Here is a 15,862-nt window from a genome sequence, read left to right on the forward strand (position 1 = left end):
AATGCCTACTGTGTCGGGAAGCGTTTACCGGCCCGATCGACGCGGCCGCCGACAGGAAGTGGTGAAGGACATGCAGCGAGGACTCAAGGCCGCGGCCGCGCTGGCCGTCGCGCTGACGACAGTGCTGGCCGGTTGCTCCTCCGGTGAGGACGGCGGGCAGGAGGGCCAGGACCCGGCGACCGCCACCGGCACCCTGCGTGTGGTGGTGCCGAACTTCTCCGCCGACAACGAGGGCCAGGCGGTCTTCCAGGGGATCGTCGACATCTTCCACAAGACCTACCCGCAGATGAAGGTCGAGCCCGACTTCGTCCCGTACGACAACCTGAACCAGAAGATCTCCACCGCGCTCTCGGCCGGTAGCAACTACGACGTGGTCAGCGCGGGCATCGGCTGGGTCCAGCCGCTCGCCGACCTGGGCGCGATCCAGTCGCTGACCAAGCTCGGCGTCAGCACCGACGAGCTCGAGAAGACCGTGTACCCGGCCTTCGTCCCGCCGATGAAGTTCGACAACGACCTGTACGCCGTACCGGTGGTCGCCAACCCGCGGCTGCTGGCGTACAGCAAGAGCGCCTTCACCGAGGCCGGCCTCGACCCCACCAAGCCGCCGCAGTCGCTGGCCGAGCTGCGTGAGGACGCGAAGAAGCTGACCAAGCGCGACGCCAAGGGCCAGATCACCCGGACCGGCTTCGACTTCTGGGCCCCGGCCAGCAACTACCGCCAGCAGTTCGTCGCGTTCATGGGTGCCAAGGGCGGCCAGATGTTCGACGCGGACGGGCAGCCGACGTTCGACAGCCCGGCCGGGATCGACGCGCTGCAGCTGGTGCACGACATGGTCAGCGTCGACAAGACCTCGACGTACGGCTACCAGAACAGCGCCAAGACCGCGCTGGTCACCACCGGCGAGGCCGCGATGGGCTTCGCCAGCCCGTACGTCGACTGCGGCAAGGGCGGCGAAGGCATCGGCGACAAGTGCAAGGACCTCGTCTACTTCAACCTGAAGGACAGCAAGGAGGTCATGTACGTCGGCGGCCGCGTCGCCGCCGTCGGCGAGGGCACCAAGTACCCGCAGGCCGCGCTGGCGTTCGTGAAGGCGATGCAGGACCAGAAGTCGCAGGAGGCGATCTCCAAGCTCGACGTCGGCGTCCCGATCAGCAGCACCGCCGGGGACAGTGCGTTCGTGAAGGCCAACCCGGCCGGCTCGTTCGCCTGGAAGAACCTGGACAAGGCCGTCTTCGAGTACGGCGGCGCGACGTTCCTCGACTTCCGCTCCAAGTTCGGCCCGTCGCTCGACGAGGTCATCCTCGGCCGCAAGTCGCCGCAGGACGTGCTGAAGGAGCTGGACGGTGTGGCCCGCAAATGAGCACCCAGACCATCGCTCGCCCGGTCGCGGCGGCTCAGCCGCGACCGGAGCGGCGCCGCCGCAACGGGGTCGAGCGCGCGAAGGCGCGGGCCGGGTGGATGCTGCTAGCGCCGTCGCTGGTGCACTCGGTGATCTTCATCGCGATCCCGGGCGTGATGGCGGTGTACCTCAGCTTCACCAACGCGCGGGTCGCCGGTCAGGGCAAGTGGATCGGTGTCCAGAACTACCTCGACCTGTTCGGTGACGCGGATTTCCTGCGGGCGCTGAAGAACACGCTGCTCTACACGGTCGCCGTGGTTCCGGTCGCGATGGCGGTCTCGCTCGCCGTCGCGATCGGGCTGAACCAGAAGATCCCCGGCCGGGCCTTGTTCCGGACGCTGTTCTACATCCCGGTCGTCACCTCGACCGTCGCCGTCGCGGCGGTCTGGCTGTGGATCTACAACCCGGCCGCCGGCCTGGGCAACCAGGTGCTCGCGTTCTTCGGCGTCGCCCGCTCCGGCTGGCTCACCGACCCCGACGTCGCGCTGCCGGCGCTGATGCTGGTCGGGATCTGGCAGGGCCTCGGCGCGAAGATGATCATCTACCTGGCCGCCCTGCAGAGCATCTCCCCCGATCTGCTGGAGGCCGCCGAGCTCGACGGCGCCTCGAAGTGGCAGACGTTCTGGAACGTCACCTGGCCCGGGCTCGCGCCGGTGCACTTCTTCGTCCTGGTCACGTCGATCGCCAGCTCGTTCCAGGTCTTCGACCTGATCTACGTGACCACCGGCGGCGGCCCGGCCAACGCCACCAACGTGCTCACCTTCGACATCTTCAGCAACGCCTTCGAGCGGCTGCACATCGGCTATGCCTCGGCGGAGACCGTCGTGATGCTGGTCTTCGTCGGCATCCTGATCAGCCTCGGCCGCCTCAGCCTGCGCGGCAACCGGGAGGACCTGTGAGCACCGCCACCGTCACCCGACCAGCCGTACGCCGCGACCGCGCGGACCGGCTGACCGCCGGCAAGACCGTCCTCATGGTCGTGCTCGCGGTCGGCGGCTTCCTCATGGTCGTGCCGTTCCTCTGGATGATCCTGACCTCGTTCAAGACCCTCAACGAGGTGAACGGCTTCGCCTGGCTCCCCGACCACGTCGAGTGGATGAACTACGTCAACGCGCTGAAGGCAGCGCCGTTCGCGACGTACTTCCGCAACAGCCTGATCGTCGTGGTCGGCCAGACCATTCCCGTCCTGCTGTTCTGCACGGCGGCCGGCTACGCCCTCGCGCAGCTGCCGATCCGCGGCCGGAAGGGGATCCTGAACTACTTCATCCTGCTGCTGATCGTGCCGTTCCAGGTCCTGATCGTGCCGCTGTTCCTGGTCGTCCGGCGGATTCCGCTTGCCGGAGGCAACGACATCCTCGGCCACGGCGGCACCGGCTGGCTGAACACCTGGGCGGCGCTGATCGTCCCGTTCGTGTCGGCGCCGCTGTTCACCTTCCTGGCCCGGCAGTTCTTCGTCTCGCTGCCGGCCGAGCTGGCCGACGCGGCCCGGGTCGACGGCGTCACCGAGCTCGGCATCTTCTTCCGGATCATGGCGCCGCTGGCCGCACCGGCATTCGTCACGATCGCGCTGTTCAACGTGGAGTCGGCCTGGAACGGGTTCATCTGGCCGCTGGTCGCGACCAGCTCGGAGAGCCTGCGCCCGCTGCAGTTCGGGCTGGCCACCTTCGCGCAGGGCCAGGGCAGCGTGCAGTGGCCGTTCCTGATGGCGATGTCCGCGCTCGCTACGCTGCCGATGATCCTGCTGTTCGTCTTCGGCCAGCGCTACTTCATCGCCGGCATGGCCACGTCGGGGATCAAGGGATGACAGAGAGGCACTCGATGAAGCCCGAACTCGCTCCGCTGGACGTGACCGGACCGTTGGCCGCGCTGCTCCCACCGGAGGACCGGACGCTCAGCCCGTACACCGGTATCACCCGGGAGCACTGGATCGCGGTCGCCAACCACCTGCTCACGGCGGCCGCGGCGTACCGGTCGCCGCAGGGCGCCCGGATCAACTTCCCCGGCCGCCCATCCCAGCAGGGCCCGGCGACCGACGGGCTGGAGGGCTTCGCCCGGACGTTCCTGCTGGCCGCCTTCCTGCACGCCGGCGGTGCCGACCGCAACAACCACCTCCAGGCGTACGTCGACGGCCTGGTCGCCGGGACCCGCACGGTCGGTGCCGACGACCACGAGTCCTGGCCGGAGGTCGGGCACGTCGGCCGGACCGGGCAGCCGCACGTCGAGGCCGCCGGGATCGCGCTCAGCCTGCACCTCACCAAGGACGACAGCTGGGGGCGGCTGAAGCCGGACGAGCAGGACCGGCTGGCGGCGTGGTTCCGGGCGACCATCGAGAAGGAGCCGTCGCCCAACAACTGGTACCTGTTCCCCGCGACGATCGCGAGCTTCCTCGAAGGCGTCGGCCGCGGCGACGAGCAGACGCAGTACGTGCTCGACCGGGCGCTCGGGCTGATCGAGGTCTGGTACCGCGGCGAAGGCTGGTACTCCGACGGCGCCGGCGAGGCCTACGACCACTACGTGGGCTGGGCGATACATTTGTACCCGGTGCTGCACGCGCACCTGCGCGGGCTGACCGCGCTCGCCGACAAACTCGGGCCACGGCTCGACGAGTTCCTCGGCAGCTTCAGCCGGACGTTCGACCGCGACGGCTCTCCCCTGTACTACGGCCGCAGCATGACGTACCGGACCGCGACCCTCGCGGCGGTGGCACTCGGCGAGGCGGTGGGTCGGACCCCGCTCACGCCAGGGCAGTCGCGCCGGATCCTGTCGGCCGGGCTGCGGTACTTCGTCGAGCGCGGGTCGATCACCGAGCACGGCGTACTGTCGCTCGGGTGGCACGGAGAGCACCTGCCGAGCATCCAGCGGTACTCCGGGCCGGGTTCGCCGTACTGGGCTTCGAAGGGTTTCCTCGCGCTGATGCTGCCGGCCGACCACCCAGTCTGGACGGCGACCGAGGAGGCGCTGCCCGCCGACTCCGGCGATCATGTCCGGTCGCTCGGTGTCGGGCTGCTGATCCAGACGACGGCTGCTGACGGTCTGGTGCGCGTGCACAACCACGGCAACGACCACCTCAAGCCGGACGCGGCCGACGCGGGCGCGCCGGATCCGCTGTACGCGCGGTTCGGCTACTCGACGCGGACCGGGCCGACGTCGCTGCACGACCCCGCCGACAACGATCTGCAGGTGCGGATCCGGCGGGTGTGGAGCGCGCGGCGGCGGATCCACCGTGTGGCGACCGGGGAGAACTGGGCGGCGTCGTGGCACGCGCCGCGCTTCCCGCAGTACGGGCCGTGGGAGGGCAGCGACACCGCGGACGGCGGACCGGTGCTGCCGTCGGCGCGGATCGAGAGCGTGACCGCGGTACGGGGTGCGCTCGAGGTGCGGATCCATCGGCTGGTCCGGGTGCCGCCGTCACTACCGCTTCGGCTTGGTGGGTGGGCGGTCGCCGCTGCGCATCCGCACGACTTGGAGATCGGGCAGACGGGAACGACAGTGGGTGTCGAGGCCCGCGGGCTGCGGTCGACCCTGTCGGGTCTGCACGGGTGGGAGTCGGCCGGGACGCAGCCGGCGCCGTACGGGACGGCGTACGGGGAGTGGGCGGTCGTGCCGGAGCTGCTCGGGACGACGTCGGTCGAGAACACCGTGTACGTCGCCTCCGCTTCGCTGAGCGGGGTGGCCGTGTCCGAGGAGGTGGCGGCCTCGGTCGACGGTGGCGTGGTCACGGTTCGCTGGCCCGATCAGGAACAGGCCTTCGACCTGGACGATATTTTCACCGGGATCAGGTAAGAAGTACGGATGGGTGAGATCGAGGGGGCGCGGCGGAACGGACCGACGCTGCGGGACGTGGCCCGGCGGGCGCAGGTGTCGGTCGCGACCGCGTCGCGGGCGCTGACGAGCGACTACCCGGTCGCCGAGCTGACGCGGGCGAAGGTGCTGCAGGCGGTCGAGGAGCTGAACTACGTCGTCACGACGCGGGCCACGAAGCGGAGCCCGGCCGGGTCGCTGATCGCGATGGTGGTCTCGGATGTGGTGTCGCCGCTGCGCAGCCTGGTCGCGACCGGGGTCGCCGAGGCCGCCGCTGACTACGGGCGACTCAGCTCGGTCTACATCACCGGTCGCGACACGCGGCGCGAGGACGAGGTGTTCGCGCGGCTGGAGGAGCAGGACGACGTCGAGGCGGTGATCGTCGTCGGTGGAGTCGAGGTCACCGACGAGTACGAGCAGCGGATGGCGGCGCACGCGCGGGCCTTGCACGCGAAGGGATCGCAGCTGGTGCTGTGCGGTCGGCCGCCGCTGCCTGCCGGGGTGCCTGCATTGGTGGTTGAGTACGACAACCGCGGCGGGGCTTACGCGGCGACGAGCCATCTGCTGTCGATGGGCCACCGGCAGATCCTCACGCTGACCGGGCCGGAGCGGTCGACCACGACGCTGGGTCGCGTCGACGGGTATCAGCAAGCGCTCGCCGACTTCGGCGTGGAGGTCGATCCCGCGCTGGTCCTCGCCAGCTCGGCCGACCGCAGCGGGGCGTACCAGAGCTGCCAGCGGGCGCTCGCGGACGGGCTGAAGTTCACGGCGATCTTCGCGCACAACGACGTGATGGCGTCCGGGGCTCTGGCGGCGTTGAAGGAGCACGGCCTGAGCGTGCCGGACGACATCTCGCTGGTCGGCTACGACAACATCCCGGTCGCCCAGGAGCTGTCGCCGCCGCTCACGACGGTCTACATGCCGCACGAGGAGCTGGGCAAAGCGGCGGTCCGGCTCGCCGTCGAGCGCCCAGCCCCCGGGTCGGGGCGGGAACGCCAGCTGCTGGGCACCCACATCGTCATCCGTACGTCGGTTCGTCCGCTGACCCGTCAGAGCAGCTAGCGGCCGCGCGCCGTACTGCCGTTCTAGTTGCTTACGGCAACAGCCCGGGAACGCAGTGTCCGGCTGACCAGCAGTGCGCCGGTCAGGGAGACCGCGAAGACGACGCTGAACGCGATCGCGCCGGTGAGCAGGCCGGTCATCAGGCCGTTGGCGGTGACGATCGCGCCGAGGGCCGGTGCGCCGATGCCCTGGGACAGGTAGCCGACCAGGTAGCCGCCGGAGACCATGCTTGCCCGGTGGTGCGGGGCGGCGTACCGGTTCAGGATGGTGAGGCCGCCGGCGAAGTCGAACGCGTACCCGATGCCGGCGCAGGCCGAGGCGAGGAAGAAGACGACGACCGAGTGCGCCGTGCCGGTGACGACGAACAACCAGACCGCGCCGGCCGAGAAGACCGCGCCGAGGATGACGGTGGTCCAGATGTCCAGGCGCTTCGCGAGCAAGGCCGTGACGGCGATCGACAGCGCGAAGACCGACAGCAGCGCGCCGGTCACCAGTGCGTTGTCGGAGCCGGCGAGTTGATGTGCGATCTTCGCGCCGAGCGGGAGCACCAGCGAGCCGAGCACGAACGACGACGCGAACGCGATCGAACCGGCCGCGAAGATGCCGCGGTTGCCGCGCGGGATGACGATCGCGCGGACCCGCCAGCGCGAGCTGTCCTCGTTCGGGGTGTGCCGCGGCAGTCCGAACGCGAAGGCGGCGACGACCACGATCACCACTGCCAGGACGACGAACGTCAGCCGCAGCGGGTAGGCGGCGTACTCCGACAGGCCGCCGCCGACCAGCATCGCGAGCGCGATCCCGAACGCCGACACCGCCGTACCGATCGCTCCGGCGCGCTTCTCGGCGCCCGCCGTACTGAACTCGACCATCGCCACGCTCGCCGGGCTCAGCGACAGGCCGACGCCGAGACCCATGAAGGCGCGGCCGATCAGCAGCCAGGTGACGTCGCGGGCGAGTACGAACAGCAGTACGCCGATCAACTCGGCGGCCAGGCCGAGCAGGATCGTCGCCCGCCGGCCGATGTGGTCGGACAGGTCGCCGAAGATCACCAGCACCGGGATCAGCGCGATCGGGTACGCGGCGAAGATCCAGGCGACCGTCGTCGAGGTGACGCCCCAGTCGGCCTGGTAGAGCGGGTAGATCATCGTCGGGCACGCACTGGTCCACAGCGCCAGCGCGACCACCGCGCCGGCGGTCCAGAAACTGGCGCGCTCACTGAGCGATCGCAAGAGGTCCTCCATGAAGTATCTGGGTTTACTTTTTGAAGTTAGCACCCCCTGGGTATACTTTCATAACTCAGCTCGGAGGACGGACGGATGCCCAAATCGCTCGGCAAGGACTCGACCTGCTCGATCGCGCGCAGCCTGGAGGTGCTCGGCGACCGCTGGACGCTGCTGATCCTGCGCGAGGCCCTGATCGAGGGGTCGACGCGGTTCCAGGAGTTCCGCGAGGCGCTCGGCGTCGCCCCGAACCTGCTGACCCAGCGGCTCGCGTTCCTGATCGACGAGGGCCTGATGACGCGCCGGACGTACCAGGAGGAAGGCACGCGGGCGCGTGACGAGTACGTGCTGACCGAGACCGGTCGCAGCCTCAATCTGGTGATCGCCGCGCTCAGCGACTGGGGCCGCACCCGCCGCCCGCGCCCCGACGGCACCTCACCGAGCTACGCCGTCGGCGACACCGGTACGCCGGTCCGCCTGGCCTTCGTCACCGACAGCGGTGACACCGTCGACGCCGGGCGCCTGGTCGCCCACCGCACGAACGACCGCGACTTCTAGCCGTTCAGATCGGCCTCGTACGCCGCCGCCAGGTCGGCGTCCCACGGTTCGCTCTCGGCGGCGAGTGAGTCGAGCACGGTCTCCGGCCGCGTCGCGCCGGAGACGACCGAGAGCACCGGCGACGAGGCGAGCAACGCCCGCAACTGCAAGCGCTGCACCGAGACCCCGCGCTCAACCGCCTCGACCTCCAGCCGAGGCCAGGTCGAACCCCGCGCCGGCGTAGATCCGCGCAACGGCGAGTAGGCAAAGAACGCCACGTCGTTCGCCTCACACCACGCCAGTACGTCCGCGGACTCGCGTCCCATCGCGCTGTGCCGGTTCTGCACCGCGTCGATCCGAGCCACCGCCGCCGCCCGCTCCAGATCCGTCACGCTGACGTTCGACAGCCCGATCCGCGCGACCTTCCCCTCGTCCCGCAGCGCTGCGAGCGCACCCACCCCTTCTTCCACCGGCTGCTCGGCGAGATCCACGCGATGCAGGTAGAACAGGTCGAGCCGCCCGAACACCCGCAGGCTCGCCTCCACGTCGGCGCGGATCCGCGCCGCGCTGATGTCGGCGTCCCAGGTGTCGACACTCGTGCGCGAGTGCCCACCCTTGGTACCGACCAGAACCTCGGATCCCCGCGCAGCCTCGGCCGCCAGCTCCTCGCCGTACGACGGCTCGTCCACCCGGGTGTAAGCCCGAGCAGTGTCGAGAATCGCCGCACCCGCGGCGATCCCGGCCCGAAGCGTCGCCACATCGGTCGCACGGTCCCGCGGGTCGAAGGAAAGTCCGGCCACACCGAGCGCGACCCGACCGGTGAGCAGGCCGCCGCCGAGCGGGTCACCGCTGACCAGCGGGCCGCCGCCGAGCGGGCCTCCGCTGACGAGCGGGTCGCGATCCGCGCCGCTCACAGCGTGACCGGGACGCGGAAGTCGGGGCCGTCGTCGTCGAGCAGCACCGACGCCTCGACGACGCTCGCCCGGTACAGCCGCAACGGCGCCGGCCCCCGCAGTCGATCCGGGCCGAACGCATCCAGTTCCGGGAACCGCGCGCTGTAGATCGCGGAGCACTTCTCCAGCTCGCCCAGGGAGACCTCAGCGGCCTGCACGCTCAAATACACCGCCTCGGCCCGGAACAGCGCCACCTGCGAGTCGAAGATGACGACCCCCGCCTCCGGCCGGACGGCGAGGTTCTGCGAGTGCCGGCTGTCCGGCCGCGACACCCAGTAGAAGTCGGTGCCCGACGGCGTGTAGCAGACCGGCGACGCCCACGGCCGCCCCTCGGCGTCGGCCGTGGCCAGCGTCAGGTAGTTGTTCGCGGCGATGATGCGGCGAGCGATGTCCGGTGGGTTCATCCACCCATCATCCCCGGCGCGCGCCGGTCCGGGAGCGGTCGACCATGTTCCGCAGGCGGCGCAGGACCTGGTCGGTGAACAGACCGGCCAGACAACCGGTCAGCACCAGGACGGCGATGCCCGCGCTCGACGTGGTCTCGTCGCCGATGCTGATCAGCCCGGTGTTGACGGCGATCACCGAGACCGAGCCCAGCAGCGCCGACCACAGCGGGCGCAGGACGTACCACCAGATCGACCGGCCCGCGGCGCTCCTGGTCCGCCGGGTCAGCGTCATGCTCTGCCGGATGACGCTGCCGACCGCACCCGCGGCCGCACCGACGACGAGCAGGCTCATGTTCAAGGTGACCGGGACGTCGACGATCCACCAGTCGAACGTCCGGCTGGCCACCGTGTGCGGTCCCGCCGCCTCCTGGTCGGCCACCAGCCGTTCGGCCAGACCGTACGCCGTGATCAGCGCGAGCAGCGCCGCGACGGCTTCGGCGATGTTCACCACCACGACCTGCCACCAGGCCGTCCCCTTCGACGCCGGACCGCGGACGTGCCGCGGCGCGGTGGGCTTCAGTGCTCTGGTCATCGGACGCCTCCGTTCAGAACTGCCGTCCATCTGCACGGAGCGCGCGGGGTCCGGCGAAAATACGTCGGCCGTTCGATGTATCAGGACCCCCGCCGCGGCCTCCGAGTCTGCGAGGGACCCATTCGGGGGGAGGGTCCGGGGCGCCGGCGCGGCGGGAAGTCCGTGGGAGGGAGGGACTTCGCGCCGCGGCGGCGGTACTGTCCGGAGACGACGAACGAGGAGGACGGCGATGCGTGACGACCCGGCCGTCATCCGCATGGTCACCGGGGCCCGCGACGGGGACCGCGGTGCCTGGGACGACCTGGTGGAGCGGTACGCACCGCTGGTCTGGACGATCTGCCGGCGCTTCGGCCTGTCGACCGCGGACATCGACGACATCGGTCAGAGCGTGTGGCTGCTGCTGGTGGAGCACCTGCCCGGCCTGCGGGAACCGGCAGCGCTCCCCGGATGGATCGCGACCACAACTCGGCACGAGTGCCTGCGAATGGTGCGCGCCGGTCACCGGACCGAGCCGGCCGACCCGGTCGAGCTGCTCGCGGCCGCGCCGTACGACGAGGTCCCGCTCGACGAGGAACTGCTGCTGCACGAACGCCGTACCACCGTCCGGACCGCGTTCGGGCAGCTGTCGCAGCGATGCCGGCTGCTGCTGTCGATGCTCGTGCAGGACCCCCCGCCGGCGTACCGAGAGATCAGCGACAAGTTGCACATGCCGATCGGCAGCATCGGCCCGAACCGGGCCCGCTGCCTGGACCGGTTGCGCCAGACCCCGGCGCTGGCCGCACTGATCGGCCCCATCGAGGACGGAGGTGAGCAGCATGGATGACCAGTGGTGGACCGACGACGACCGGCTGCTCGAAGTTCTGCAGGACGCGCTGGTGAGCGCGCGCGACGTGCCGCCGAGTCTCGTCGCGGCCGGCAAGGCCGTGTACGCGTGGCGCACGATCGACGCGGAGCTCGCCGCCCTGACCTACGACTCCGCGTGGGAACGCGAAGCCGTCGACGTCACCCGGGCCGCCGAGAGCGCGGCGCTGCGGCGGCTGACGTTCGCGTCGGACCAGGTGAGCATCGAGCTGGAGCTGACCCCGGACGAGCTGCTCGGGCAGCTCAGTCCGCCGCAAGGCGGGACGGTCAGTCTCGCGGCCGGCTCGGAGGATCTCGGGACGGCGACGGTCGACGAGTTCGGGTTCTTCGTCGTCCGCCCGGTGCCGGACCGCCCGTTCCGGCTCACCTGCCGGACCGACTCCGGGACGACGATCACCACCGGTCTGGTGTCGCCCTGACAGTGACCGGCGATCAGGCTCCCAGCGCGATGAACGACTGTGCGGCCGTCCGCGCGAACCGGCTCGTGCCGGCCGCCGCACGGCTGAGGGCGAGCGCCTCGGCGAGCCCGTCTCCGGACCGCAGCCGCACGTGCAGATCGAGCATCAGCGGGACGGTCCCCGGATCGTTCACCGGTACGACGCTCGCGACCACGCCGGCCGAGCCGAGGGCGGCCAGCGCGCTGACCAGCCCGAGCAGCTCGTCGGCGCCGCTCGGGCTGCCGACCGCCGAGCTGCAGCTCGACAGCACCACTCGATGCGGAGCCCGCTGCAGCCGTTCGAGGTCGTACACGGTGAGCGGCCCGTCATCCAGCTGGAGCGCCGAGAACAACGGGCTGTCCGCGCGGAACGTCCCGTGCGCCGCGACGTGGACGAGGGCCGCACCGTCGATCGCCTTCAGGACGGCCTCGGCCGTGGCGGCGCCGTCGGTGAGCACGACCGCGTCGGGGTACAGCTGTGCGAGTCGCCGGACTTCTTCGTGTCCTGTCGAGAGCTTCGGGCCGCCGATCAGCACGACTCGGTCGGTCGTCGGCGGCACTGCTTTGCGGGCCCGCAGCCAGGCCGCCGCGGAAGGCGCCACCGAGGTCGGCCGGTCCCGCAACGACGGCAGCAGACTCCACGGAACCGCGTGCAGCCGACCGGTCGGTACGACGACCACCGGGCCGTCGTCGAGGTGCCGGACCGAGGATCCGAGCAGCAGCGTTTCGAGCCGCGCGCCGATCGCGTCGAGGTCGAGCTGGTTCGTGCCGCGGCCGGACGCCTCACGGCGGAGCGCGAACAACGCATGGGACAGGCGATGAGTCGCCGGCGCGACCGGCCCGACGAGGTCGAGATGCACGCGGCCGCGCGCGACCACGAGGGCGTAGAGCTGGTCGTCGACCTCGGTGAGCTCGATCAGGCTGCGCGGCCCGAGGTGTTCGAGCAGATCGGCGGTGTGGAACGGGCGGGCAGTCCGTGCAGCGTCGCCGCCGGCCCGGCCGTCGCTGGACCGCTCCCCCTCGGATCGGGCGCCGCCAGACCGCTCGCGCTCGGGCCCAGCCTCGACCGTCCCCGGCGCAAGCAGCGCGCGACGGCGTACCGACGACTCGAGGCGACGGCGTTCGCGTTGCAGCGGGCCGGCGGCCGGGCCGTGGTCGTAGTTGGCCTCGAGGCGGTGGGTGAGGCCGCGCAGTGCGGCCAGATCGGCGACCAGCGCGTCGTCCTCCTGCGGGCGGACCGGCGGGATCGCCAGCACGGTGGCTCGCCAGCGTTCGCTCCACTCGAGGACCTGCCGCGCGTTGTGCCGTCGTACGGCGTACCGCAGCGCTATCGCGGCGAGTTCGGAGCCCTGCGCCGTCGCCAGCACGCGCAGTTCGGTCGCGCCGAGCGTGCGCAGGTAGACCTCGATCAGGCTCAGGCCCTGCCGGCAAGCAGCCAGCATCGCGCGCGACCGGCCTTCGCCCTGGCGGAGCGTGGCCTGGGCGAGCCAGCCGGCACCCCGCGTCCGCAGCCCGCGGTGGCGGGCGGCGGCCGCGATCGACAGGTGCTCGCCGGCCGTGGCCGGATCCGTGCGGGCGAACGCGAGCCGGCCGGTCAGCAGGTGCGCCTCGGTCGCGAGGTCGGGGTCCAGGTGGTCGAGCTCGGAGCTGACTCGCTGGACCGCGCGCAGCAGCCGAACGGTCCGGTCGCCGCCGTCGTACCGGGACTGCAGCAGCGCCAGCTCCGCGCGGGCCGCCCACCACGGACGTTGCTGACGGCGGAACAGCTTCAGCGCGGCCCGGCCGCGGCTCTCGGCGACCTCCCGCGCGCCGCTGGCGTTGGCCGCGAGAGCGGCGCAGTAAAGGAGTTCCGCGCGGCGGGCGTCCGAGCCGCGCTGCTGCTCGATCCGGCCCAGCGCACTGTCGATCTCGGTGAGCGCATCGCGCGTGAGACCGGCCGCGAGCTGCACCAGGCACTTGTTGGCGTACAGGTCCGGCTCCAGGATGCCGAGCTCCTCCTCGACCACGCGCTGGGCGTCGTCGAGGAACCTCAGCGCGGCCGGCAGGTCGCCGCGCGCGAAGGCGGCGGCGCCGCGGGCCTGGCGGGTGTCGGCGTACTCGGCGATCTGGCCGCGGTCGGAGAACAGCTCCTCACTGCGGGCGTAGTCCTGGTCGGCGCGGTCGATCGCGCCCATCGCCAGCAGCACCATCGCGCGGTGCGTCAGCGCGCGGGCCTCCCAGACCAGGTCGCCGGCGTCGCTGAGCAGCGCGACGGCCTGCTCGGCGTCGGCGAGCGCTTCGTCGTACCGGCCGAGCAGGGCGCCGCGCACCCAGGCCCGGCGGATCAGGATGCGGCCGGCGTGCACGCCGGTCCGGCCGGGGACGATCGCGTCCAGCATCGCGACGCCGCGGTCGGTCTGGCCGGCCATCACCAGCGCGACCCCGAGACTGGCCTGGACGTCGGCCTCCCGGTCCGGATCACCGGCCCGGCGAGCGAAGCGGTACGCCGACCTGAGCTCGGTCACCGCCTCCTGGATGTCACCGAAGTCGCGGTGCACGACGCCGATCGCCTGGTGGGCCACGGCCGCTTCGGCGTCGGACGGGGAGTTCGCCAGCACCTCGCGCGCGATCCGCAACGCGTCGGTGGGCCGCGACAGCGCGAGCGCCTGCAAGTCGTCGATGTCCACGGCCACCGGCCGCCCTCCCCTCACCGGACGTCCTCAGATCGTAGTACGACCCACCCCTGCAGCTTCACCGTCGAGAGGAACCACCATGTCGGCTGACCAACGGCTCAAGGACGCCCTGCGCCTGATCATCGAGGACCGGGACGGCAAGGACCCGGGGCCGGGCAACGAGCGCTGGTTCGGCACCACGGCCGTGCACCCGTACAACTGGGAAGAGCTCGGGTACGCCGAGTACTTCTACCGCCGCGACACCATGCTGGTCCGGACCGAGGACGTCGAGCTGGTGCTCGGCGCGCTGCGCGAGGAGCCGCTGGGGCGCGGCAAGGAGGACCCCGAGGGGCCGATCATCCCCGAGGAGGTCGCGATCGACCGGCTGCCGGTCGTCGAGGGGGTCACCGGCCTGGTCTGGCGGTACGGCCGCAACCCGCGCTCGGTCGAGGCCGGCCGTCCCGGCGTGTTCGGCGGCCGCGAGTTCCCCGGCGAGCCGAACGGCCGGTACGACGACAGCGATCCCCTGTCGACCCCGGTCGTGCTGGACCGGCTGGACCGCTCGATCGGCGAGGGCGTCGCCAGGCCGTGCGCGGCGCTGCCGCTGAACGGCAACGGCCATCCCTGTCCGGCGTCGGAGCCGGCCGAGGTGCCGTCGAGCTCGGTGACGCCGGTGCCGCCGGTCAGCAGCGGGATCTGTTGCGGGAAGCACGGGTGGGACGGACGCGGCGTACTGGTCGGTGTCGTCGACGGCGGTCTGGTCGAGGCGACGACGCACCAGTGGCCCTGGATGGAGGGCGTGTACGGCGACCCGGACCCGGCCGCGCTGCCCGGCCAGCCGATCGGCGCGTACTCGTGCCACGGGACCTTCGTGGCCGGCTGCGTCCGTACGACGGCGCCGCAGGCGGAGGTCTGCGTCAAGCGGGCCAAGGAGATCGACTGGCGGCTGTACGGCGGGATGGCGTACGAGTACGAGATCATCCAGCGGATGAGCGACCTGCTCGACCTCGGCGCGGACATCATCGTCTGCGAGTTCGACGGCGCCACCCGGCACCACCTGCCGCTGCTCACCTTCGACGCGTTCTACCGCAACCGGCTGCGGTACCTCAACGTCACCGTCCTCGCCCCGGCGGGCAACGACGAGACCCACCTCCCGACGTTCCCGGCGGCGTACACCTGGACGGTCGGCGTCGGCGCCCTGACCGCGGACGGCAACAGCCGCGCCCACTTCTCCAACTACGGCCACTGGGTCGACGTGTACGCGCCCGGCGAGGATCTGGTGAACGCCTTCGGCACCGGCAAGTACAAGTGCGAGGAGTCGCCGTACGAGGAGCGCACGTTCGCCGGCCTGGCCAACTGGAGCGGCACCTCGTTCTCCACTCCCCTGGTCGCCGGCATGATCGCCGCCCGGATGTCCGGCACCGGCGAGAACGCTCCGCAGGCGACCGAAGCGGTCCTGCGTTTCGCCCGCTCACAGGCCGCGCTCGGCATCGGCCCGGTCCTCCAGCCGCACCAGATCTGCGGCGCCTGCCACCAGCCCTGCCAGCACTCCTGCGGCTGCTCCTGCGATCACTGAACAACAAGAACAGCCCCAGCCTGGTCGGCCGGGGCTGTTCTTCGCGGTACGGCGTACTAGCGCTTGCTGCGGGCGGCGAGTCCCTCGGCGGTGCCGACGAGCATCACCGACGCGATCACCGCGACGACGAAGCCGAGCACGTTCAGCTCGAAGATGCTGCCGGTGCCGAGGAGGTTGGCGATCACGCCACCGATCACCGAACCGGCCAGGCCGAGCAGCAGGGTCCAGAGCAGCCCGAGCTTCTGCTTGCCCGGGGTGAACAGGCGAGCCAACGCGCCGATGATCAGGCCGGCGACGATGAATCCGATCATGCTGAGTCCTCCACAAGGTCCGGGCCGCATCCGCGGCCGCACCAGTAACTCAACCAGGTCCGCGGGGCACGGACATC

Annotated in this window: 15 protein-coding genes; 9 read left to right on the plus strand and 6 right to left on the minus strand. The window is 71.1% G+C overall.

The features are described from left to right. The first annotated feature begins 70 nt into the window (after positions 1-70). The 5 genes from ACZ6Z4_RS12595 to ACZ6Z4_RS12615 are packed head-to-tail and all read left to right on the plus strand — an operon-like array spanning position 71 to position 6,262. Positions 71-1,360, plus strand: a complete 1,290-nt coding sequence (locus ACZ6Z4_RS12595) for an extracellular solute-binding protein (protein WP_465562072.1) — start codon at positions 71-73, stop codon at positions 1,358-1,360. Next, positions 1,357-2,298 (plus strand): carbohydrate ABC transporter permease, encoded by a 942-nt coding sequence (locus ACZ6Z4_RS12600; protein WP_465562074.1) that lies wholly within the window; start codon positions 1,357-1,359, stop codon positions 2,296-2,298. Before ACZ6Z4_RS12595 ends, ACZ6Z4_RS12600 begins: the two co-directional genes overlap by 4 nt. Continuing rightward, a complete protein-coding gene (locus ACZ6Z4_RS12605) occupies positions 2,295-3,203 on the plus strand; it encodes a carbohydrate ABC transporter permease (RefSeq protein ID WP_465562076.1) in 909 nt (302 codons plus the stop codon). The genes ACZ6Z4_RS12600 and ACZ6Z4_RS12605 overlap by 4 nt, the downstream gene beginning before the upstream one ends. A 14-nt stretch (positions 3,204-3,217) precedes the next feature. Next, the gene (locus ACZ6Z4_RS12610; protein ID WP_465562078.1) at positions 3,218-5,182 is read left to right on the plus strand and encodes a DUF2264 domain-containing protein; all 1,965 of its coding nucleotides are present in this window, start codon (positions 3,218-3,220) and stop codon (positions 5,180-5,182) included. A gap of 9 nt (positions 5,183-5,191) precedes the next feature. Then, positions 5,192-6,262, plus strand: coding sequence for a LacI family DNA-binding transcriptional regulator (locus tag ACZ6Z4_RS12615; protein WP_465562080.1), 1,071 nt, complete (start codon positions 5,192-5,194; stop codon positions 6,260-6,262). 23 nt (positions 6,263-6,285) lie between these two features. On the opposite strand, the gene ACZ6Z4_RS12620 is transcribed toward ACZ6Z4_RS12615, so the two are convergent. After that, entirely contained in the window at positions 6,286-7,491 is a 1,206-nt protein-coding gene (locus ACZ6Z4_RS12620) for an MFS transporter (RefSeq protein WP_465562082.1), read from the minus strand. Between the two features lie 87 nt (positions 7,492-7,578). Here ACZ6Z4_RS12620 and ACZ6Z4_RS12625 point away from each other — a divergent pair, with 87 nt between their 5' ends. Beyond that, complete coding sequence (locus ACZ6Z4_RS12625) at positions 7,579-8,040, plus strand: winged helix-turn-helix transcriptional regulator (protein WP_465562084.1); 462 nt, start codon at positions 7,579-7,581, stop codon at positions 8,038-8,040. Here ACZ6Z4_RS12625 and ACZ6Z4_RS12630 read toward each other — a convergent pair. From ACZ6Z4_RS12630 to ACZ6Z4_RS12640, 3 genes are read right to left on the minus strand one after another with little or no spacing between them, the layout of a single operon-like run. Next, on the minus strand, positions 8,037-8,933 hold the full coding sequence (locus tag ACZ6Z4_RS12630) for an aldo/keto reductase (RefSeq protein WP_465562086.1): 897 nt from the start codon (positions 8,931-8,933) through the stop codon (positions 8,037-8,039). The genes ACZ6Z4_RS12625 and ACZ6Z4_RS12630 overlap by 4 nt on opposite strands. Next, positions 8,930-9,376, minus strand: a complete 447-nt coding sequence (locus tag ACZ6Z4_RS12635) for a pyridoxamine 5'-phosphate oxidase family protein (RefSeq protein ID WP_465562088.1) — start codon at positions 9,374-9,376, stop codon at positions 8,930-8,932. The genes ACZ6Z4_RS12630 and ACZ6Z4_RS12635 overlap by 4 nt, the downstream gene beginning before the upstream one ends. A 7-nt stretch (positions 9,377-9,383) precedes the next feature. Then, on the minus strand, positions 9,384-9,950 hold the full coding sequence (locus ACZ6Z4_RS12640) for a hypothetical protein (RefSeq protein WP_465562090.1): 567 nt from the start codon (positions 9,948-9,950) through the stop codon (positions 9,384-9,386). 229 nt (positions 9,951-10,179) lie between these two features. Here ACZ6Z4_RS12640 and ACZ6Z4_RS12645 point away from each other — a divergent pair, with 229 nt between their 5' ends. Both ACZ6Z4_RS12645 and ACZ6Z4_RS12650 read left to right on the plus strand, forming a co-directional pair. Beyond that, positions 10,180-10,773 carry an RNA polymerase sigma factor gene (locus ACZ6Z4_RS12645; protein ID WP_465562092.1) on the plus strand — a complete coding sequence of 198 codons (594 nt, stop codon included), beginning with the start codon at positions 10,180-10,182 and terminating at the stop codon, positions 10,771-10,773. Beyond that, the gene (locus ACZ6Z4_RS12650) at positions 10,766-11,230 is read left to right on the plus strand and encodes a hypothetical protein (RefSeq protein ID WP_465562094.1); all 465 of its coding nucleotides are present in this window, start codon (positions 10,766-10,768) and stop codon (positions 11,228-11,230) included. Before ACZ6Z4_RS12645 ends, ACZ6Z4_RS12650 begins: the two co-directional genes overlap by 8 nt. A 13-nt stretch (positions 11,231-11,243) precedes the next feature. On the opposite strand, the gene ACZ6Z4_RS12655 is transcribed toward ACZ6Z4_RS12650, so the two are convergent. Beyond that, on the minus strand, positions 11,244-13,919 hold the full coding sequence (locus tag ACZ6Z4_RS12655) for a CHAT domain-containing protein (RefSeq protein ID WP_465562096.1): 2,676 nt from the start codon (positions 13,917-13,919) through the stop codon (positions 11,244-11,246). Positions 13,920-13,998: 79 nt separating this feature from the next. On the opposite strand from ACZ6Z4_RS12655, the gene ACZ6Z4_RS12660 reads away from it, so the two are divergent. Next, positions 13,999-15,474, plus strand: a complete 1,476-nt coding sequence (locus ACZ6Z4_RS12660; RefSeq protein ID WP_465562098.1) for a S8/S53 family peptidase — start codon at positions 13,999-14,001, stop codon at positions 15,472-15,474. Positions 15,475-15,530: 56 nt separating this feature from the next. Here the strand turns inward: ACZ6Z4_RS12660 and ACZ6Z4_RS12665 are convergent, their stop codons facing one another. Further along, entirely contained in the window at positions 15,531-15,785 is a 255-nt protein-coding gene (locus ACZ6Z4_RS12665) for a GlsB/YeaQ/YmgE family stress response membrane protein (protein ID WP_465562100.1), read from the minus strand. Between the last annotated feature and the right edge of the window lie 77 nt (positions 15,786-15,862).

The organism is Kribbella sp. NPDC104740 (genome assembly GCF_055583505.1).